Origin of the sequence: Pseudoalteromonas sp. MM17-2, from assembly GCF_022347945.1 — a bacterium.
In the GTDB taxonomy this organism is placed as follows: Bacteria; Pseudomonadota; Gammaproteobacteria; order Enterobacterales; family Alteromonadaceae; genus Pseudoalteromonas; species Pseudoalteromonas ruthenica.
The window spans coordinates 1-21981 of sequence record NZ_JAKRFV010000033.1; the positions used below are offsets into that span (position 1 = coordinate 1).

A 21981-nucleotide genomic window follows, 5' to 3' on the forward strand; every position below is an offset into this window, starting at 1 on the left:
CTCGGCCGACGCGCCATGGCCTTTCCTCCCTGAAATAGCCAATTGCACTAAAAACTTAGCGCAACTCAGCAATTTCAACAACTCTGACCCCTTGATTGAACAACTCTGACCCCTTGATTGATTAACCCCTTGATTGATTAACCCCCTTGATCGTTGATCGATCCAGACCCCTTGATCCAGACCGGACCCTCTGACCGCTTGATCACTTATCCCATGTGTTTAATAGACAAATGAAACCCACACTTCACCACCCAACAAACCCGAGAGCTTTTCAGCATCTTCAATATGTTTTTGTGCTAGTGAATAGCCCCCATCACCTTCACTTCCATTACTCCATGAAAGATAGTGATATTTACTTCCCCATACTTGGTGGCAATATCCCATTTTGTTCCTATCCTTCACTAAAATATCCCCGCCAATTATTTCTATCCCCCCAACTTGTAGTAGTTTCAAGAATTCCCTTGAATCAGCCACATTCAAAGCCATCTCACGTTTCCCAGGGATTAATTCAGATAGCGCTACTCCCTTACGCTGAAGAAAGTTATCAACATCTGCCATTGCCACAATTACACTCCTACCATTCTACGAAATTGAAAAAGCGATGGTCTATTTCGCCATTTTGCTTTTTAATATATTCAAAGGTACCTTGTTTACCCTTATACCGCCCCCTCATGCGTAGCCACTCATACATACTCCCATCACCACCTTTTTCTTTAGACCACCTGCCAAAACGAGTCGCCCAAGGATCAATTTGTTGCGGGAAGCCGTGACCTAAGTCATCAGCATTTCTCATCTGCCGTGTAACCTTTCTACTAAAGTGAGTTCCCTTAAAGAATGTTTTAGCTTTGTAAAATTTATACGCATATACGCCTATTTTACCAGCAGGTATCGGAGCTAATGTCAACCCTGCCTCACTACTAGCTTCAGCTGCCATAGCTTGCTGTTCTTCGATACTTAGGCCTGGAATATGTCCACCGCCAACACCCCAAATGTTGTCATTCAGAGCGAGCATATCTTCACTGTTTTCGAACTGTTGCTGTGAGGCGGCAATATCAAAGTCATTGAAGGCATTTTCCCTGAGATTGGAGGCGGCACTTCCTTCTTCAAATTGCCCCATGATACTGAAGTTACTGTTTTTCGCTGTTTGCTCTTGGCCCCCTATATCCATCATATTTTGGCCGAGCTGATGTAGCCCTTTATACGCTCCTTGCATATTGGCGCCGTTGATGGCTTCAACCTTATAGGAACTTCCATCATTAGTATTGACGACCATATTGCCGTCTTTGGTAACTTGAATATTCTCGACATCATCAGTTTTGATGTTACCAATATCACACGAACCACTGTCGTCACACTCTGCGGTATACCCCGTCGGATCCGTCCCCGCCAGCGGGTTATTCATAATATATGAGTACGGATTGATGCTCTGTGAGTTACCTGGACTCTGAATAACCGGATCAACCGACATAAAACGCCCAAGGTTATAATCATACACCCGACCGTTCATATGAATAAGTTGGTGTTCATCAAGGTGTTCGTGGTCGGTAAAACCTCGGTATGTGGTGGTATCCACAATATCGCCTAAGCGGGCCGAGGGCTTTGAGTTACCATTGGCTAAACGTGGTTTACCGAATGGATCGTAATTACGCGTTGCAAGTACATCACCATTATGATTTGTGAATAATCGACTGCTGCCAAGACGGTCGGTGTGCGTGTACCTAATTTGTACTGCTTGCTCATTAGTTTGACTCACGATGGCGACATTATCTATGTATGCACGCCAAGTGGTCTCCTCTGCCTGAACTTCTTCTTCATACAGCTTGTCTGCATAGTATGTTGTTCGGCCATTGGTGGTATGTTTGAACCGCATATGGTTGGGGCCATAAACGAACTGACTGGTGATCCCGTTTTTGACCAGCGTAGTTGGTTTATCCATGGCATTGTAGTTTGCGCTGCTCAGCCCATCACCGGTGAGCATGTTGCCCCGCTTATCGTAACTAAAGCTGACCCACTTACCATTGCGTTGTACTCGCTTAACGGCGTTCGGGCCTCCACTCCCCTCACTTGTGTAGTCATACTCGTTAGAGTAGTCGCTCTTGCTGAGTAAATTGCCAATGGCATCGTAGGTGTAAGAGCCGATTTTTATACCGTTAACCTGATTCGTTTTAAGGCGATGAAGGTCATCGTAGGTATAAGTTTCTGTGAAGGTATGCTGTTCACCCACAGCCCCTGTGGTAACACCCATTTTGCGTATGTTGCCAAAACCATCGTACTGTTCATAGTTAAGAAACATTAGGTTGTTGTTGCCATCAGCTATTTGCTTACTTGTCATCGCACCGTCTACAGCGCTGTATGAGGTGATTTCGGTCAACTCATTTCCTAAAGTGGCTTCGGTGACGTTGGCAAAGGCATCTTGCCCTGTAATTTTCTTAAAGATGTAATGGCTCGCCGCATTTTGAATCGTTTCTAAATAGCCTGCATCAGTGTAAAGGTACTCTAAGGTCAAGCCATTGGGGTAACGCAGTCCCTTCGCGCGACCATAATTCCCATCATAGAACGTTGTGATGCGATAAGAACGATTATTGCCGTTGATTAGTGTCCCTGTGGGGCGACCATAAACATCATATTCATAGGTACGGTTTACGCCATTACCCACTTCTTTGTGCAACTGCCCAACACCATTATCGGCTGTGTCATAAGTGTAGGTTAATGTGTCCTCGCCTGTTGCCGAGCGCTGGATTACTCGTCCTAGATTATCGACTGTATAAATAATACTTGTGTCGGTGCTATGTGTTTCCTTTTGGAGCTCACCAAAGCCATTATAAGCAAATGTGCTCTTACCCTGATTGGGGTCATTTACGTCGGTCTTGCGTCCAAAAGCGTTATATTTTGCTGTAATGTGATTGTTTTTAGCATCTTGAATAACAATGGGTAGGCCTTGCCCATTATATGCGTAGCGAGTTATCCCATCTTCAGCGTCTTTGGTTTCAATGAGCTGGTCGCGGGTGTTATAGGTGCGAGACATCGTAATCAGTTTGCTGTTACACTCATCTTTCACCTTGATGTCTGTTGTTAACCCTGCGTATGCATAGCTCGTTGTCATGCCTCCGCAGCTTCGCTGTGTAACTTTACTCTTTGGCCTACCTAAGGCGTCAAACTCCGAGTAAGAAACACCATACTTGGAATGGCCATTGTAATAAGGTTGAGATTCAAAGACTTTTCGCCCTAACGCATCGTACTGTGTGTCGGTAAATACCCAATCGTCAGAGTTGAAACCTTGGGTTGCGACCCGCAGCGTGCGGCCCAATTTATCTTGATAAACTTTTTGTGTTGGCTTGCCCGCTGAGAGGGTGGTTATTTGCACAACTGCATTCTCGGGCGCGTGGGTTGTATCGGGCCCAGTGACCACGGTGTAAACCTTCGGCTGACCGCTGGTTTTACTGCTATACGGACGCTGATAGCCATCCAATGTATTTATTGTCTCTTGGTATACATTGTCACCTAGTTGCACTTTGGTTTTAGTAACAAAACCGGTCGCTGGGTCGGTGTGCTTATACAGCTCATGCTGCTTCGCATTCGTTATTTTGAGCGGGAAGTAACCATCATCCGCCTCTGTGGTTCCATCTTTGGTATAGGTGATACTTTCAACCACCCGCTGCGACGATGACCACGTCCCCCCCGTTAATACGTTCGCGGATACTGTTTTACTTGTTGGTAAGCCATAGGAGTTGTAAGCAATGTTGGTGCTACTTCCTGTTCCTGACGATCCGCTGACGGTAATTTTTTCCGGTTTACGGCTATTATCATCATATTCAGAATAATTAGTCGTCAGGGTGGTTTTTGTATCGAGCTCTTTTTTTTGCTCATCACTCAATGAGATGTAAGGGTCCGTCACCGCACGTTCGCTTATTTCGTTGGTTTCAACCTTCAAGGTATCGAGCTTATTTAGCCACCAAATATCTGTATTCGGGGTATAGGCGCGTGTTGTGGTAACAGTCACTACGCCGGTTTCATCTTTTGATGTTTTTTTGCTTTCAAGCACGTTGCCGTAGGCATCAATACTTGCGATGGACTCAACCACACTACCTAATTTAGTTGCATCCTGGGTGATATCTCGGGTGATAGTCTCTTTATTCGCTAGATAAACATGATTACCGTTATCCGTGTTTACGAGCCATTCAAATTGAGTGTAGCTAATCGCATTTGTATGGTCAGACTTTCCACCTAAACTGCCAGCCATGTAGTCATTCTCCAAGAATGTGGCCTGACGGTAAGGCTTTCCTTGCAGTGGGAACACTTGTTTAAAGTCTGTTTGTGTAACTAAGCCTCGATCTAGGTCTTTTTCAATAACACTTTTGAAGCCCATAAAGCCTCGGCCACGAGCATTAAATACTGCTCCTCGATACGCATATTTGCGCTCACTAAAACCGCCGACCCCATTACTTTGCTCAAACGAACGGACCGCATACATACTAGATGTGAAATTAAAATAACCATCTGAAAGAGCATCACTTTTTTCATAAAAAGTATCTATCGCACCCGAAGATTGGCCGGTAGATAGTGGAAGATAATGCCATTGACTAACATTATCTAAACCATTCGTTGCCTCCAACAATAGGTCAGCGGCCATGTAGCCGTCGTTTGAGTCTGTAGTCCCTGCCCCGAAGTTCCGATTGATATAGACACCGTATTCTTTTTCATTTCCAGCGAACCTTGATCCCGAGGCAGTTCCCGTGTGATAAGTCCAAGGGCGCTTTTTGTGTAGAAATACGAAACTTAAGAGTCCTGTTCCGTAGGCATCCACAAATGCCGATTCGTAAGCATGCCCGATTATAGGCGTTAGCTCTTTTTTCAATGTTATGTTGCCAGAGTCGGGATGGCTTACAAAATAAAAAGCATTAAATTGATATAAGCTATCATCATTATTCGATGGATTTAATGAATATCTAGCTCCCCCTGGGGTATTTGACCATGTATTATGGTAAATATCTTCTCCACACCACTCGACGTCTTTATACAGATCTTTTACTGTGACACACCCGGTTAACACCCTAACGCCTGGGACGAGTAACTCACTTATGCCATCGTTGTTAATATCGGCGACCTTTATCGCATTGCCATACTTAGGTACAGCCCGAGTGAAGAGCTCCCCGCCTTTTAGCTTCTTGTGCTCAAGCCGCCGTCCTACAGGGTTCCAACCTAGATCATGTGCTTGTGAAAACTTACCGCCACCTTCATTCCACCGAATTACAAATGAAATTGTATTATCTTCTAGAGCTTCCCAACCTAACCAATCAGCTAAACCATCTCCATTGGCATCCGCAAAATAACTAAACACCTGCTTCAAGCTTCCTATATTCTGATCGAAGTCTAGGTCTACGTCTTGAAATTGTGCCTTTACAAGGGTACTTGTGTTTTCTATTAATACTCTAGGGATCGGCTGAGAATACGGAATTTTGTCTTGGACTCCTGTATGCACTTCTATAAGGTCGGGTAACCCATCACCGGTCATATCTCCCATAAACTCTATATCTGTTACCAAGCTGCCATTAAATGCTGCGTATTGATACACCACATCGTGGGATGGATAAGGTGCAGAATGATTCCCGGAATGCAGATAAAGCCGTAATTCAGGGTGACTGCCACTTTTGCTATAAAAGACCATAACGTCGGGCAACGAATCGCCATTATAGTCCGCAATATTCCTGATCTCATTTTGTCTGAAGGAGATAACAGAGTCATCAACAAAACGGATACTTGTATCGACACTTTGCCCATTAGTGTAATTTATACGAAGTGTCCCATTTTGGATGGTCCAATCATCTGAGAAACCATCTTGGTTAAAGTCAGCATCTAAACAGTTATATTGACCTGTGTATTTATTCTCGAAGCAAGAATTTAATTCGGTCGTGGTGACACCATTTTGATTCCCCTCTGCATTAACAAATATACCGGGCCAATCTCTGCTACCATCGCCGTTTAAATCTCCACGAGGTAAAACAGTCGACAAATAATCTATATTTTGAAACAGAAAATTATTCTCGTTTGTGCCTAGTGGCTCAAGCTTGTACGCATTTCCGTCTTCAGACCAGCGGAAAGTAGTTGCTTTTTTGCACTTTGTGCCATAACACTGTTTTATTGAACGTAAGAGGCTCCGGTTACTATTTTTACTTAATTCTTTATAGTTTATTTCATAATCAACAAGCGAACTACCGATATACTCAGTCGCAATACTTTCCAACCTTTGAGTAGACTCAACAATGCCTCCAGATAAGTAGCGAGTGGCTTTATCCGGTCTATTTTGATAAACGAACTTTACTTTACGGTCACCGCGCTCTGTATCTCCTGTACCTGTGTAGTAAATAGTATTGAGAAGCTGCTCTCCTTGCCCATACGATGAATACTCATAGTGGATATAGTTATTTTCAGTGGCGTCGTGCTCATATGAGATAAGCCACGAATAAGCTGAAGATTTATTTGCGTGAATTACTTTAGAGCTTGTTTCCTGTCCAAAATAGGCTGTGCGGCCACTTTTATATTCTGCAACAAAGGATGCTTCATCTGTAAGAGATCCTGTTTGTTTGACCCTGACAAAGGTATCTAGCTCAGTTTTGTAAATTGCACCTGAGTTTCCATAGTCCCCCGAAACAATTACAAGTCGCTGGCCATCTAGGCATAACTTATCATTCGCTGTGTAATTGGGCGTATGATTAATTCCATCTTGGGCCACTGTTGCCGCGCACCGAGTAATACTTGAGCCAGCTGATAAACCCCAGCCAACCCCTGCGATGCCATTACCACTGCGAGAAGAGTAGTTCAAAGAAACGTTCGGTTGCATTCCTGCTCGCCCTGGTGGCAATTTAATGGGTATCGTGTAGCTTGCAGCACCGCCATTCACAGCCGCTTGACCCGCAATAGTGCCCATTGCCTCAGCGGTGATTTCTTGGACATCAGAAAATGGTTGATCGTCGGGGTCGCCTAATAAGGCTGAAAAGTTGCTATCGTCTTGAATGCTAAAATCAGCGCTGATGACGTCACTTTCACCAACGCCATCTAAGCTTGCTTTCGCGCAAAGTGTGGTGCTTTCAGTTATAGCAATTGGGCTGGTGTATGGCTGCCAGTCAGCGGTGCTATCACATAATGTGTCTGCCGCTATTTGCGCAAAGCTTATATTCACCGAAGGAAGGCCATGGGTAATACGAATGCTCTCACCAAATGGCACTTCTCCTGACTGAGGGGCTAGTTTAGGTGGCGCAACAACACCATCCACTGTGTTCGTCAAAGTGCTATTAGCAGAGCCTTCATTATTCGTACAGGTGATAGTCTGGGTCATTATATATGCTTTGTCTCTTACTGGACTGAGCCACTTGTATAAATAACTGCCATCATTTTGTACGGTGGTATACTCATCCTCTCTGCTATAGGTAACAGAGCCAGATACACCATCATCATACTCAAAGGTGGAGGTACAAGAACTGGCATTTTTCCAAGCAAAGTAAAGCCATTGTTTTTCACCGATACGCGCTGTATTTATCGCCTCTGATTCAGATATATACTCATGCTGAAGGATCCGTGGCGGTGGTGGAGTAATAACATTGACAAGAGAGCTGGAGTCACTACCCCCCGAATTCTCACAGTTTATAGTCTGCTCCATTGAATAAGCAGCCTCCCTAACTGGAGATGTCCATGTGAATAGATAACTGCCGTCGCTCCTAACAATGGTGCGCTTATCACTTGCGCTGTAAGTTACGGTTCCGCTCTCGCCATGGCTATATGTATAGTTCGAAGTACAAGATTCGCTGCCTGTCCAAGCTAGATAAAATACTTGGTTCTCACCAATAAATGCAGCATTTGTTGAGCCTGAAGCGCTTGCAAATCTGTGCTGCAAAATTTGTGGCGCCCTAGGTATGACCTTATTAACTAGTGAGCTCGTTTTAGTACCTGCATCATTGGAGCAACTAATTGTTTGCTCCATTGTAAATTCAGATTCTCGAACAGGACTTTGCCAACTAAATAAGTAGCTGCCATCACTCTGATGGATAGTACGTTCATCATGCTTGCTGTAGGTAACAGACCCTGTTCTACCATCATCATAGCTGAATTCAGCGATGCATTGCTCAGCACCTCGCCATACGAATGTCAGCGTTTGCCTTTCACCAACAACAGCCTGATTAACAGCTCCTGACTCACTCACAAACTTATGTTCTAGTATGGCAGGAGCATCAACGACACTTAGATTGACTGTAAGGGTTTTTGCCGTACTTTGTTCAATGCCGTCGTATACAGATAGCGACACAGGAATGGCACCACTCACTCCTTCATTAAACCTGAGGATATTTCCTTGCACACTGAAGCGGTGGTCTTCATTTATACGCCAGCTATGACTCTGAACGTCGACGTCTGAAATACTTACAATGTCTTCGTTTAACACTAACTGTCGTGTATTAACTAAATTAATACTGGCTTTGTTCAATATTAATTCAGGCTTGTGGTTAATGGTGAAATTGTGAAAACTAGGTTTACCAACGCCTGATGAACCACCGTCATCAATTGCATATGCAACCAATCGATATTGAGTACCAGGCAATAAGTTTTTTTGCTGAGCTGTAAATGAAAACTTTCCGCTGTTTGAGGTGCTAGGTGCAAAGTTTTGTTGGAATACTGTCGACCAATTACTCCCTTGCTTTTTCTGCACATTAATTTTCAGTTGCTTCAAGCCGTCACTGATGTCTGAAAAGTTATTCAAATGAACATTAATCGGTTTTGAATAGGGGAGTTTGTCAGCAGCGGGGCTAGCTATGTTAATCGACGAGCGGCCATTCACATAAACATATACAGAGTCTAAGCCGGCTTTATTATGTAAGTCATACGCCCTAAGGCTTAATTTTAGACGCTGATCTCCGTGATTTTGAGCAGGTAAGTCGAAGTTACTGGCGGCGGTACGTTTATTACGCCAGTTGAGAATCGTCGAACCTGAATCTTGACTCCAAGAATAGCTTTTAATTCCGCCATTGGCAGTTGGATCGCTCGCACTGCCTCTTAAATTAATCACTTGAGGGCCGCTCATTACATGAATGTCTGCACCTGCACTCACTCTTGGTGCGGCATTATACACTTGAGCGCTAACGGATTTTGAAACTCTTTGTCCTGAGCTGTTCTCACAGTATATGGCAAAGTTATACGTCAGCTCTTTATCACGAACTGGCGAAGTCCATCGATAAGTTCCATCTCTTTGCGCACCATTGTAGTAAGTCACGCCATATTTAGTGTTGTAACACTTAGATGCATTCTTATATTGTATTATGAGGCTTTGTCGTTGCCCAACAGAGACTCGGCTAGGAGAGTAATACGCAGATACGATAACTGGTTTAGGGTTAATAACTTGCATAGAAACATAACGAGAAACTTTGTTACCCTGAGTGTCTTCGCAAATGATATTGAAACTTTTGGACTCTACTTTATTTCTCGCTGGAGAATCCCAAATAAACTCTCCATTGGTGTTTTTCCCTGTACTCGCTTGGTGGTACACAACGCCATACTTATCGTTATAGCATTTATGCGCATTTTGCCAACGTAACCGTAATTGTTGAGTTTGTCCGAGCTCTACTACTCGAGGATAGTAGCCCGCTGTAGTAATAGATGGGGATGCTATTGCGCCAACACTGATTAGCAATAGAAGTACTCCGGCTAAAAAGCCAGATTTAGGGAAAACTAGTTTCATGTAGAAGTCCATTTCAGAATAGTTGTTTATGCCACCCTTTTAAACCGCGAGCAGTTCATACATTCAACAAGAAATAGTAAGTCGCTCGTGGTTTTTATTAAGCATATACAGATACAAAATACGCGGCGGAGATCATACAGATATAATTACATCTGTAAACATAAGATGAAAAAAACTTCATTAGTGTTAAATTTAAAGACATAAAAAAGCCCCACCTAAAAGGTGGGGGCTTTGGGTTAACGTATTTACGTATTACCAAGGAACTCTGTATGCACTGGCCATGGGCAGATGGCGTGGTGCACCGCAAAGATGCTTCTTTGCGTTAACTAAATTTATTTAAATTGATTCAAGCGCAATTTTAACCATTTCGTTAAACGTGCTTTGGCGCTCTTCCGCTGGAGTTGCTTCGCCGGTGATCACATGGTCGCTCACAGTAAACAACGCCATGGCTTTGGCACCATATTCAGCAGCTACACCGTATAAACCAGCGGTTTCCATATCCACCGCTAACACACCCAGTTTGTTGAGCTGCTCATAAAAGCTGCCATCGGCCTGGTAAAAGGTATCGGTGGTGAATACATTTCCTACTTTGGCGTCAATGCCTAAGTCGCGAGCTGCACGCACACCATTTTCTAGCAAACCAAAATCGGCAATCGCGGCGTAGTCGTAACCACTGATGCGGGCGCGGTTCACGTTAGAGTCGGTGCTTGCGCCTTGGGCAAAGATAACATCACGAATTTTGGTGTCTTGGGCAATGCCACCACAGGTGCCGATGCGAATAATGTTTTTAACGCCAAAGCTAACAATCAGCTCACGCGCATAGATAGACATAGAGGGAATACCCATTCCCGAGCCCATGATGCTCACAGGCTTACCTTTATAGGTGCCGGTAAAGCCAAACATGTTACGTACACTGGTGACTTGTTTGGCATCATCCAAAAAGTGCTCAGCGATGTATTGCGCACGAAGTGGATCGCCTGGCATAAGTACCGTTTCGGCAAAATCACCTGGGGCTGCGCTGATGTGTGGCGTGCTCATATTCTATCCTCTTGCTATTCGTTCTTAGCGCTCTAGCGCCGCTTTAAACCCTGTACCATAGTCTAGCTCAGGTAAGTTAAACCACTGCGCTAAGGTTTGCCCCATATCAGCAAAGGTTTCACGCTCGCCCAGCGCCACCGGAGTCATCCCCGGCCGATAGGCAATGACAGGGACATACTCACGGGTATGATCGCTGCCAGCTGCAGTGGGATCACAGCCGTGATCCGCAGTGATTAACAATAAATCGTCGTCATTCATTTGCGCGAAAATACGCGGCAAAAAGTCATCAAAGGTTTTCAAAGCTTCGGCATAACCGATAGCGTTGCGACGATGACCATATTTTTCGTCAAAATCCACCAAGTTTGTGAAAATCAGACTGTTATCCGGCGCTTCAGCCATCACTTGCGCGGTTTTCTCGAGCAAGTTTTCAAGGCCCGGCGCTTTGTGTTTTTGAGTGATGCCTTGGTGCGCATAAATATCAGCAATCTTGCCAATACTGATCACCTCACCACCGGCTTGCGCGAGTTTATCAAGCACCGTAGGCGCCGGTGGCAACACCGAGTAATCACGGCGGTTGCCGGTGCGCTCAAAGTCGTTGCTGCTTTCCCCCACAAAGGGGCGGGCAATAACGCGGCCAATGTTATGCTCATCAAGTAGTGTCCGTGCAACTTCACATACTTCATAGAGTTTATCTAAGCCAAAACTTTGCTCATGAGCGGCCACCTGAAACACGCTGTCACTGGAGGTGTAACAAATCGGTTTACCGCTGCGCACATGCTCTTCACCTAACTCGGCGATAATAGTGGTCCCCGAGGCATGGCAATTGCCTAAGATGCCAGGAATACCTGTACGCTCAATCAGCTCATCAATAAATGCTTGCGGGAAACACGGTTGCTCAACGGGAAAGTAGCCCCAATCAAACAACACGGGCACACCGGCCATTTCCCAATGCCCTGAGGGCGTATCTTTACCACTGGAAAGCTCTTTCGCATAGCCCCAAGCTGCTTGAGGTTGTTGGCGTTCATTAATGTTAATGCTCGCCCCCGATGCAGCCTCACATGCATCGATCAACCCTAAACGCGACAAGTTTGCCAATGCCAATGGCTGGCCCTTGTCTTGCTCGTATGCCTGCAAAAGATGAGCGAGTGTGTTGGCGCCAACATCACCGAATTTATCAGCATCTGGAGCTGCACCAATACCTAAACTATCAGCCATCAGGATAATTGCGCGTGCCATACTCACCTCACTTTTGTGGTTTTATGGAGCCACTTTAACGACTTGTTACTAGGCGACACAGGACAAAAGTCCGTGCTTTGTGGGTTGCTGTCAATACAGCCGCAACTGACGATGGCCGTTCACATTCAGCGGACATAAGTCCTTATTTTGACCACTTAATAATAGCTACATTTGTCGGAATAACGTGAGGATTTGCGTCACTAAGGCGCTAGACAGCAGTAAAGGACGACATCTTCAGAGATTAATAGCAGCGAATTTGCTAAAGTAATCCTTTATCTTACATCAGTCTGGGTGCTTGTCTGTGACACAAACGATTATCGCGATCGCTGGTGCGTCTGCATCAGGGAAGTCGCTTTTTAGCCAAACAATATATAACGAGTTGGTAAATGAACTAGAGCCGGGGGCCATCGCCATTATAGAGGAAGATGCCTACTACCGTGATCAGTCTCATTTACCGATGGCGCATCGTATTAAAACCAATTATGACCATCCCGATGCGTTTGAGCATGAGTTAATGGTGACTCACCTACGCAATCTGCGTGCGGGAGAGTCAGTTGATGTGCCAATTTATGATTATAGCGAACACACTCGCAGCGCCGAAACGCGTCGAGTGTTACCAGCAAAAATACTCATTGTCGAAGGTATATTGTTATTAAGTGACCCAGCACTTCGCGACGAATTTAACATTAAGGTGTTTATCGATACGCCACTGGATATTTGCTTGATGCGCCGAATGCAGCGCGATATTGAACAACGTGACCGTAGTTTGCAATCGGTGGTTGAGCAATACAAACGAACAGTGCGACCGATGTTTTACCAGTTTATTGAGCCCTCGAAGCACAGCGCCGATTTAGTGGTGACCCGAGGCGGTAAGAACCGTGTAGCAATCGATATAATAAAAAGTAAAATCAAACACCTACTACAAGAATAACGGGAACATCGGGCATGACAACATTAATGAGCTTGGTGGGTATGCTAGCCCTACTCGCCATCGCTTTCGGCGCTTCAACGAACCGTAAAGCAATAAACCTGCGTACGGTTGGTATCGCCTTTTTATTACAAGTCATCATCGGTGGCTTTGTATTATTTTTTGAATTTGGCAAAAACATACTCGCTAAGATGTCGGCAGCGGTCGCGCAAGTGATTAGCTACGCCACCGATGGCATTACGTTTTTGTTTGGGCCATTGGCCTCGGAAAAAACACTGGGCTTTTTGTTTGCCTTTCAAGTGTTGCCGGTCATTGTCTTTTTCTCCTCCTTGGTGGCGGTATTGTACTACCTCGGGGTGATGGATTGGGTTATTAAAATTCTCGGTGGGGCACTGCAACGGTTATTAAAAACCTCGCGCCCAGAGTCGCTCTCGGCAACGGCAAACATCTTTGTTGGTCAGACCGAAGCGCCGCTTATCGTAAAGCCGTTTATTGCCTCTATGACTAAGTCGGAGTTGTTTGCGGTGATGGTCGGCGGATTGGCGACGGTAGCAGGCTCAGTGATGGCCGGCTACGTAAAAATTGGCGTCGATTTACAGTATTTGATTGCCGCAAGCTTTATGGCGGCGCCAGGTGGTTTCCTTATGGCAAAAATGATTGTGCCAGAGACAGAAACCCCGAAAGAAGATTTGGCTGAACTGGATGGCGACCATGAGCAGCCCGTTAATGTTATCGATGCAGCCGCATCAGGCGCATCAAGCGGGATGCAGCTTGCTTTGAATGTAGGCGCTATGCTGCTTGCATTTGTGGCCCTGATTGCATTGCTTAATGGCGTATTGGGTTGGTTTGGTGGTTGGTTTGATTACCCACAGCTCACGCTACAAGAAATTCTCGGGTACGTTTTCGCACCGGTAGCCTGGTTATTAGGTGTACCGTGGGACGAAGCCATTATTGCCGGTAGTTTTATCGGCCAGAAATTAGTCGTCAATGAGTTTGTAGCTTATTTAGACTTTATAAATTATCGCGACCAGTTAAGCGAACACACTCAAGCCATTGTTACCTTTGCGCTGTGTGGTTTTGCTAACTTGTCTTCGATAGCCATTTTACTAGGTGGGATTGGCGGTATGGCGCCAAGCCGGCGAAAGGACATCGCACGCCTAGGGCTCAGAGCAGTGTTGGCAGGATCTATGGCCAACCTCATGAGCGCCGCAATTGCTGGGTTTTTCCTCTCTATTGCTTAGAAACAAAGAGAAGCCACAGTTGCAAAACAGGGCCTCCTCGGCCTAGGTTATTGTTTTAAGGGGTTAAGGCAATAGCTAACTTGAACGATACTTCACCAAAGGGCCGCAAGGCCCTTTTATCGTTTAGGGCAAAAAATCATCGCAATTCGCTGTGAACTTATCTATTCTAAAAACAAGTGCTGTGTCTTTGGTTTCTCGCTTTATGGCTTTGTTTTTAGCTCGCTTTACACTGTGGGTAACGATTTTATTATCGACCATGAGCATTGCTGCACAACCTATTGAAGTGGTCACAGAGCTGAGCCCGCCCAACCAATTAGTGATCAACGGCCAAATAGGTGGTAGCAGCACCGATATCGTCCGCCATGTGCTCTCTAAAGCCAATGTTGATGCCACTATCAATATGTACCCTTGGGCACGCGCTTTTCACCTGGCACAAAAAAAACCTAACACCTTACTATACAGCGTTGCCAAAACCCCCGACAGGCTCGACAAATTCCAATGGTTAGGCAAAGTAGCGTATTTCCGCTTGGGTTTTGTGACCTTGGCTTCACGTTCTGAAATTAACTTGCGCCAAGTGAACGACGCTCGCCCTTATCGTATCGCTGTGCAGCGCGGCGATATTAGCGCCAAGTTCTTTGCCGATCGTCAGTTTAGCACCGTACAAACCGCTGATATTAAACATTCCTATCGACTACTGCTTTCGGGCAAAGTCGATTTAGTAATTGATGACCCCAACTACCTGGGTGCTATGGCTAAACAGTTTAATGTCCCCGCCAAGGAGCTACGCTTTGTCAGAGATATCGAGCAGTTGAGTGTATATGGCTATCTCGCCGCCCATGTCGATAGCGACCCGCAATTGGTGGCCAATATAAAAGCCGCTTTCTCAGCTATCGAGAAAGCGGCTTGGTATCAACAAAAATTATATAATCCGTATCAGGATGTATTAACGCGTTAGCACTACGCGGTAACGCGCCTTGCCTTCGCGGACATGGTCAAGGGCGGCGTTGACATCATCAAACTTAAAGGTTTCGATTTGTGGAGCAATGTTATGCTGCGCAGCAAAATCGAGCATTTTAGCAATGGTTCCTGGGCTGCCCACTGGGGAAGCAGATACACTGCGCTGACCCATTAACAAACCAAACACGCTTAAGTCTAACGGCTCAAGGGTAGCGCCAACAAAATGCAAACGGCCTTTGGGTTTCAAGGTATTGATGTACGCATTCCAGTCAAGCTTCACATTGACGGTGGAAATAATAAAGTCGAACTGCCCTGCGGCCTCTTCTAGGGCCTGCTCCGAACGCGAGTTAATAATATGATGCGCACCCAATTCTTTGGCTTCTTTAGCTTTGCTATCACTGGAACTAAAAGCGGTGACTTCGCAGCCCCAAGCGTTTAAAAATTGCAGCGCCAAGTGGCCCAAACCACCAATACCAATGACCGCGACCTTATCGGTAGGTTTGATATCGAACTGTACCAAGGGGTTGAAAACGGTTATACCGCCACAGAACAACGGGCCTGCCGCCTTGGCATCAAGCCCCTTAGGCAGTGGGATCACACTTTTACTTTGCGCGCGCACTTTATCGGCAAAGCCACCGTGGTGAGCAATAATAGTCCCTTGCGCACTGGCACACAGGTTTTGGTCGCCATCATCACAGCTCGGGCAATGACCGCAATAGCCGCTGTGCCAACCTAGGCCTACCGTTTGTCCAACTTCAAGATTGCTGACATCGCGGCCGACTTTCTCAATGCGCCCTATCACTTCGTGTCCGCCCACCAGCGGATATTCACTCATCCCCCACTCGTTATCGATCATCGATAAATCAGAGTGGCAGATACCACAGTGATCGACGGCGATTTCAACTTCATCGGCGGCCAGCTCACCCGGATCATATTGGTACGGCTCAAGCGCTTGACCTGCTTCCATCGCAGCATAGGCGTTAATTGTCATTTTTTGCTCCCGTTTAATAACTCAGTACTGAGTGAAAATGTACTGATAACAATGGCATGTCGATCAACTTAATGCAAAATCAGTGACCAAAAACAAAGTGAATAATAGCTACATGCTTAAAATAAGGACAAAACTGTAGAGGGCGTTGAAAAAAAGGCCATGATTATGGCCTTTTTGGTGGGCGTATTATTGGCAGGCGGGATCAGAGCCGATTCGGCGCCACACACCCCATGGACCTGATTCTGAGGGGACATCTCCTTGTGTCCACCAGCGTGCCTGATAGCGATAGCCATTGTAAGTGACCTGATCGCGACGATAGTAAATGGTATTAGCGTCCCAATTACCTTTACAGACGCTGCCGCCATCCACTGCGTTAGCTGAAATTGCCGCGCTGTATTGGCGTGGACTCTGCTCGACACTGAAATCAAGCGTTACACCCAAACTCCCAGCAGCTGATGCACCAAACTCAACACCAACGCTACAACTTTGATTCGCTGGCAGTGTTGCAGCGCTGCAGCTATCTTGCGCTTTGACAACGGTTGATGACACACCAGCGCTTGATAGGCTCACGGTGTTGAAAGTGACGGCGCTGCTGCCTGTGTTGGTAATGGTGAAAGTGTGCTGTTGCGTCTCTCCCAAGGTAAAATTACCCAAGGATTCGTTTTCTGTATACGATAAAGACACTGTCGGTGTGCCTGAGCCACCGGTTATCCCATCAATCCAACTGCGTAAGTCAGCGACATCAGCGTACACCCCGTAGTTGTTTGGTCTGGCGCACCCGATCCCCCAACTTACGATACCAAGCTGCACCCTTTGTCCACCGGAATTAATCACAATAGGGCCGCCGCTGTCGCCCTGGCAGGCATCTTTTTGCCCTTGCGAATAACCAGCACAAAACTGGGTTGCGCCGACATTGTTATAAGAGCCCCCAGATTGGCGACACACACTATCGGACACCAGCGGTACATCTACTTCATATAAGGTACTCGGTGACGAGCCACCTTCACTTAAGCGCCCTAAACCTGCAACGGTGAGTAAATCACCGTTATTAGCGTACTGACCTATCGACCCCTGTGCCATGGTTACCGCCTGGCCTTGATTTGGAAGACGTGCAAGCTTTAATAGCGCCACATCGTATCCCGTTGACACTGAGGCGAAGTTCGGATGTACGTATACTTGCGACACGCCAATACGATCGCCATCACTGCCGCCGCTACTAAACCCCGCTACTTTTACATTCAACGAGGAAGCTGAGCTGCCATCAACACAGTGCGCTGCCGTTAATACATAGCCATCTCCGATATAGCTCGCGCCACAAAAGGGAGAGCTACCATAACGTGACAATAGCTGGGTGAAAAAGGGCCAATCTGCGGTGTTAGCAGGATTACCGCCGACAATAAGGGGGCTCACTTGTCCGGGCCCATCGAGGTGTTGTTGAGCATACACTGATCCGGTAGCAAGCATAACTACGGTCACCCCAGCGCAGGCCAGAGCTCGTTGAACGGGGTTGAGGGTTGTTGTTTTCATTACCTTGGTCTCCTTGTTAGTTCGAAGTATCAATATAGGTACGAAAACAACAATGTAAATTTTTTGTTATTGAATATTATTCAAGCGTATCGCTCCTGTTGTTCACGCTGCATTTAAATTTCATATAATTATTACGTTATATCAAAACTTTGCGTCATTCTTTTATTTGGCTAACAAGCCTTTAATACACACGTGCGTATCTAAAAATTTACACTTAGCGCAGCTTAGACCAGTCCCCTGAGTTGGGAAAATAGGCTGCGGTTCTATGCGAATAAGCAAAAAAAAGCCACCCTGAGGTGGCCTTATAAGTGCTAATCGCGCCCTTATTTTTGTCGCCGTAGCCCTAGCATAGCGAGCAGCAATAATGCCCAACCACCCATGGAGCCACTGCCACCTTCATCACTGTCTGAGGGCGTGGGCTGAGGCTCGGGTTCAGGAGCTGGCTCGGCGATATTATTAACACTCACCTGCGCATCTTGCTGAGCAATCAGCTCGCCATCGCTCACCGTCACGGTGAATTCCAAGGTTTGCTGCGCACTGACTTGTGGTGCATTAAAACTGACTGTAGCTGTGTTAGCTGCGCTGAGAGTCACGTCAGGCCCAGCAGTTTGTTGCCATTGATAGCTCAAGGTATCACCATCAGCATCTTGCGCATCAGCGCTGATACTGACCTGCTCTCCCTCATCCACACTTTGCGCTGGTATCTGCGCAACAACAGGAGGACGATTATCACACCCTTCCACGTCGCCGGGTACAACCTGATAAAACACCTCTGAACTGATCCCCGCTATACTGACATTGTCTATCCACCAACCGGTATCTTGCACGCTGCCATCGGAGCTGATACGAAAACGCAATTGCACTTGCTCACCTGCCAGTTGCTGGCCAAAATCAATGGTTTCCATATTGCCAAACACACTGTCAGTGCTATTGCGCCCAGTAAACACTGGACGCTGTTGCAGCGACTGAGACGGATTCTGGTTGAGTTGTCCACCATAGCCGACAGCGAACTGCCCTCCCGCCTCGGTGACATCTTGCCAACCTTGATCATTGATGTTCACTTCAACGACCGCGCCATCCCAAAACTCTTCTAGGGCATAGAAGTGCCAAAAAGAGACGCTAAAGTCTTGCTCTTCAGCAACCGTAAACGCTCGCGTAGTCAGAGCTACATCGGACTCGAAGCTATTGTTGCGTAAAAATAAGCTTTGCTCGCCCAGCTGCACACCTCCTTGTTCAAAGGTGTCGATGATATCTGAATTATCAAAGCTTAATGTTTGCTCAGAACCCACCGTGTTTTTGAGCAAAGAAAGCGCTAAGTTCTCTTTACTCAGTGCCGCTAATTCCATGTCGTCACTTTGACTACCATCGGTGAGAGGCGCATCCGCAAAGGCAATATTTACTGTAAACGTCTGGGTGATAGGTTCGGGACGTTGCACGCTCTCGCCATCGTCGGGGAAGCTGACTTGAAGCTGTAAAGGCGAGGCGATATCAGCACCATTTAAGCTCACATCGATGGGCGTGCTTTGAGCGCTGGCAAAGGGCTCAATGGACACCACTTCACTCTCACCGCCATTGCCTAGGGTTACATCTTGCGGCGATAGCACGCTAAATTGCACAGGAATGTTATTAAGCGTTTCACTTCCGGTGTTACTGATTTGCACCGTCAGCGTACCGGTTTCACCAATATCAAGGTAGCCATCGGCACTACAGAAGCTCACTCCTTCGGGGTCGAGCATTATTTGCTCGGCGTTAAATGCTGACGCTTGTGTTTCATAGGACTCGACCACGCCATCTAAAGTAGTACTGAAACGCTCAGGCGATTGCGCGCCCAGCCCCATCCCTCGGTTGGCAAAGGCACTCAGTGCGAGGCGATAGTCATCGATATCCTCTGCGGCAATGGCCGCTAATAAAGCATCTCGTGCTTCGGTATAAAGCGGAGAGACCGGGGTCATTTTATACCCGGCAACGAGATAGCGCGCCATACGTTGTTGGGCCTCACTAAAGCCATGTTCATTAATCAACACCACGTAGCTATCCCACAGCACAGATGCCCATAGCTCACCCGGTGCATGAGGTGAGGCGACACTGGTAGGCGGTAAACCAACGTCGCCACCTGCACCTTCAGTGATATGTCTAAAGTTCAGTGGGTTGATATCTTGGTTCGGCGTATAAGGAACACGACGAATACCGAAGTAAAAGTCCTCTACAAAGGTGCCGGTAGCATAAGGCTTGGTAAAGTCGCTATTACCCGCAATTTGCGCATCACTGGCTTTAGCAATAAACAGCAGGGAATGAAAATCTGCCCAGCCCTCGCCCATAGCACGGCCTTGGAAGTTACCCAGCCCTGAGCCGTTGCCAATCAAACGATTACTGATGTAATGACCCCACTCATGAGCGATTATACCGTTATCAAAGGTGCCATCTTTCAACGGGTTAGTATTAAACATTCGCACCGTGACCGAGCCCAACAGCATGGCATTATACAACTGTTGGCCGTCATCGAAGCTGAGGCCCATGTTGCCAATGGTGACGGTCGCGTCTTCACCGCCCATGGGGGCTGGGGTGCCATCATCGACATTGTTAGTAACAATAGCGCCTAATGCACCAGCATCTTGTGCGTTTTTAACCTTCACCGTGAAGTTACAACTGCCACGCTCGATAATAGCGATTTTATTCGCCAAGGTGCTGGGGTCGGCAGCAGCCTCACATCCATCAAACACACTGCCTGAATCAACATCGTTGCCATCGTTAAAGCGCGCAAGCTCGCCTGTTATATCAAATTCTGAAGGGCCAAAGGCCGAGCGCTGTGATGAGCTCAAAGTGCCTATTCCCGTCGGCCCGATAACACCAAAATCCTGACCAACTTGGGCGTCTTTGGAGTTATACAAATACATTTGCATTCTTGGGCTGGCGCCATCTGCAGGGGTGGCCATATTAGCGTTATTCAAACCACTGTAATCTTGTGCCTGCGCCTCTATCGGGTCACCAGCAGCGCCACCTCGACCATAATTATTTTGCTGAGCAACGCCTGCCGTCTCATCAAAGCCGTAGTCGTAAAAAAAGTCATGCAAAAAGTTATTCATGTAAAAGAGGTTCACCACCGCCGCTTTTACGTTGCCTTCAGCAGTCGGTGCTAATTCGGGATCAATGGGATAGTCAAAGGTGAACGCCGAAGTCGTCTCAGCACTCACATCGCCGGAGGTAAAACCCTGGGGAGCATTGATATCTGCATAAGCAAAAACGTTGTTACCCTCGGTGCGGGTGGCACTCTCGCCAAGCCATGGGTCTTGGGTTGAAATCGCCGAGTAATAGGCGAGAGTAACAAGCGGTGCAGCTAGAATAGTGGTTTCGTCGGTTTGATTCGGTCCATCGGCGGGGATCACATCACCATGCGGCCCCTCTAGGGGATAGCCGCTTTGCATATCAGCATAAACTCGGTAGTTATACTCCGTGGCATGACTATGCAAATTGTTTTTAAACAGCACCTTACCGGTGTCACTGGCAATCACATAAGCAAAGTAATCACTCTCCAGTGAATCGCTGCGTTTGCGTTCCACTTCAACGTAATGGGCAGCTTCCAACTCATCGGCAAGTGGATAGAACACCGCCTTCACGCGCACATTGTCAAACTGCTGCTGGTCGCTGGCACTGCGCACTTCAAAATGGTTATAGCCTTGACGAATACGGCGTGCATCGAGTTGTACCGGAACATCACTGAGCTCGGCGATAGCCCTAAGCGCTGCCTCCTGCTCAGACGAAAATGCGCCAAGGGCGGTAAAGTTCTGCGCGCTTTGCGGTACATCAGCAAAATACCCGGCGCCAGCAACGAGGCTACCTTGACGGTTGAGCATAACGCTGTAGCGACGATTAAATACTTCAATACCTTGCACAAATTGCTGATAACGCGCCACGATAGCGCCAGTACCTATGTCGTGCCAGTCATTGAGGCGCACATCCACCTGAGATGATTTGAGTGCACTGATGCCGCTGAGCCGTTGCATATGTGTGTGTGCACGGGTTTTTAAATCTGTGACTTGGGCAGTGACGGGTACCGTCTTAGCTTGACCCCACACGAAGGTGGCGCGCTCTAGGGTGTTATCAAAATGAGATTGATGGCCACTGGCCGTTGGTTGCTGTGCTAGCCTTCTTTGCGCCACTGCCAGCGGCGCTGCGGCCTTAGCCACCGCTTGGTAATGGTCTTCGCCAGCCTGTTGTGGCGCGCCATGCAGCGTTAGCGGCATACTCAATAAAGCAGCGCTCAATGCAGTAGTAACTGCAACGCTTGATGCCGTTCGCGTTAATTTAAAAGAGTTACTGCATTGTTGAGATTGAGCCATAAGTC

At 46.9% G+C, this 21981-nt stretch carries 10 protein-coding genes; 3 read left to right on the forward strand and 7 right to left on the reverse strand.

Annotated features, from left to right (window positions below; translation table 11 throughout):
• Positions 1 to 219 precede the first annotated feature (219 nt).
• The 4 genes from MHM93_RS18525 to MHM93_RS18540 all read right to left on the reverse strand — a co-directional run bounded on the left by MHM93_RS18525 (position 220) and on the right by MHM93_RS18540 (position 11995).
• Positions 220 to 564 (reverse strand): hypothetical protein, encoded by a 345-nt coding sequence (locus tag MHM93_RS18525; RefSeq protein ID WP_239450132.1) that lies wholly within the window; start codon positions 562 to 564, stop codon positions 220 to 222.
• 10 nt (positions 565 to 574) lie between these two features.
• Positions 575 to 9721, reverse strand: coding sequence for an RHS repeat-associated core domain-containing protein (locus tag MHM93_RS18530; RefSeq protein WP_239450133.1), 9147 nt, complete (start codon positions 9719 to 9721; stop codon positions 575 to 577).
• Between the two features lie 336 nt (positions 9722 to 10057).
• Positions 10058 to 10759 (reverse strand): purine-nucleoside phosphorylase, encoded by a 702-nt coding sequence (gene deoD, locus MHM93_RS18535; protein ID WP_022944793.1) that lies wholly within the window; start codon positions 10757 to 10759, stop codon positions 10058 to 10060.
• Between the two features lie 24 nt (positions 10760 to 10783).
• Positions 10784 to 11995 (reverse strand): phosphopentomutase, encoded by a 1212-nt coding sequence (locus tag MHM93_RS18540; RefSeq protein ID WP_152441842.1) that lies wholly within the window; start codon positions 11993 to 11995, stop codon positions 10784 to 10786.
• A 301-nt stretch (positions 11996 to 12296) separates the two neighbouring features.
• On the opposite strand from MHM93_RS18540, the gene udk reads away from it, so the two are divergent.
• The 3 genes from udk to MHM93_RS18555 all read left to right on the forward strand — a co-directional run bounded on the left by udk (position 12297) and on the right by MHM93_RS18555 (position 15119).
• Positions 12297 to 12926, forward strand: a complete 630-nt coding sequence (gene udk, locus MHM93_RS18545) for a uridine kinase (RefSeq protein ID WP_022944791.1) — start codon at positions 12297 to 12299, stop codon at positions 12924 to 12926.
• Between the two features lie 14 nt (positions 12927 to 12940).
• A complete protein-coding gene (locus tag MHM93_RS18550; RefSeq protein ID WP_022944790.1) occupies positions 12941 to 14164 on the forward strand; it encodes a NupC/NupG family nucleoside CNT transporter in 1224 nt (407 codons plus the stop codon).
• Positions 14165 to 14366: 202 nt separating this feature from the next.
• Positions 14367 to 15119: a transporter substrate-binding domain-containing protein gene (locus MHM93_RS18555; RefSeq protein ID WP_239450134.1), complete on the forward strand. Its 753-nt coding sequence runs from the start codon at positions 14367 to 14369 to the stop codon at positions 15117 to 15119.
• Here MHM93_RS18555 and MHM93_RS18560 read toward each other — a convergent pair.
• The 3 genes from MHM93_RS18560 to MHM93_RS18570 form a co-directional block, all read right to left on the reverse strand.
• Positions 15108 to 16112, reverse strand: coding sequence for an NAD(P)-dependent alcohol dehydrogenase (locus tag MHM93_RS18560; RefSeq protein WP_239450135.1), 1005 nt, complete (start codon positions 16110 to 16112; stop codon positions 15108 to 15110). The genes MHM93_RS18555 and MHM93_RS18560 overlap by 12 nt on opposite strands.
• A gap of 186 nt (positions 16113 to 16298) precedes the next feature.
• Positions 16299 to 17639, reverse strand: a complete 1341-nt coding sequence (locus MHM93_RS18565; protein WP_239450136.1) for a trypsin-like serine protease — start codon at positions 17637 to 17639, stop codon at positions 16299 to 16301.
• Between the two features lie 323 nt (positions 17640 to 17962).
• On the reverse strand, positions 17963 to 21976 hold the full coding sequence (locus tag MHM93_RS18570) for a rhombosortase-dependent M36 family metallopeptidase (protein WP_239450137.1): 4014 nt from the start codon (positions 21974 to 21976) through the stop codon (positions 17963 to 17965).
• Between the last annotated feature and the right edge of the window lie 5 nt (positions 21977 to 21981).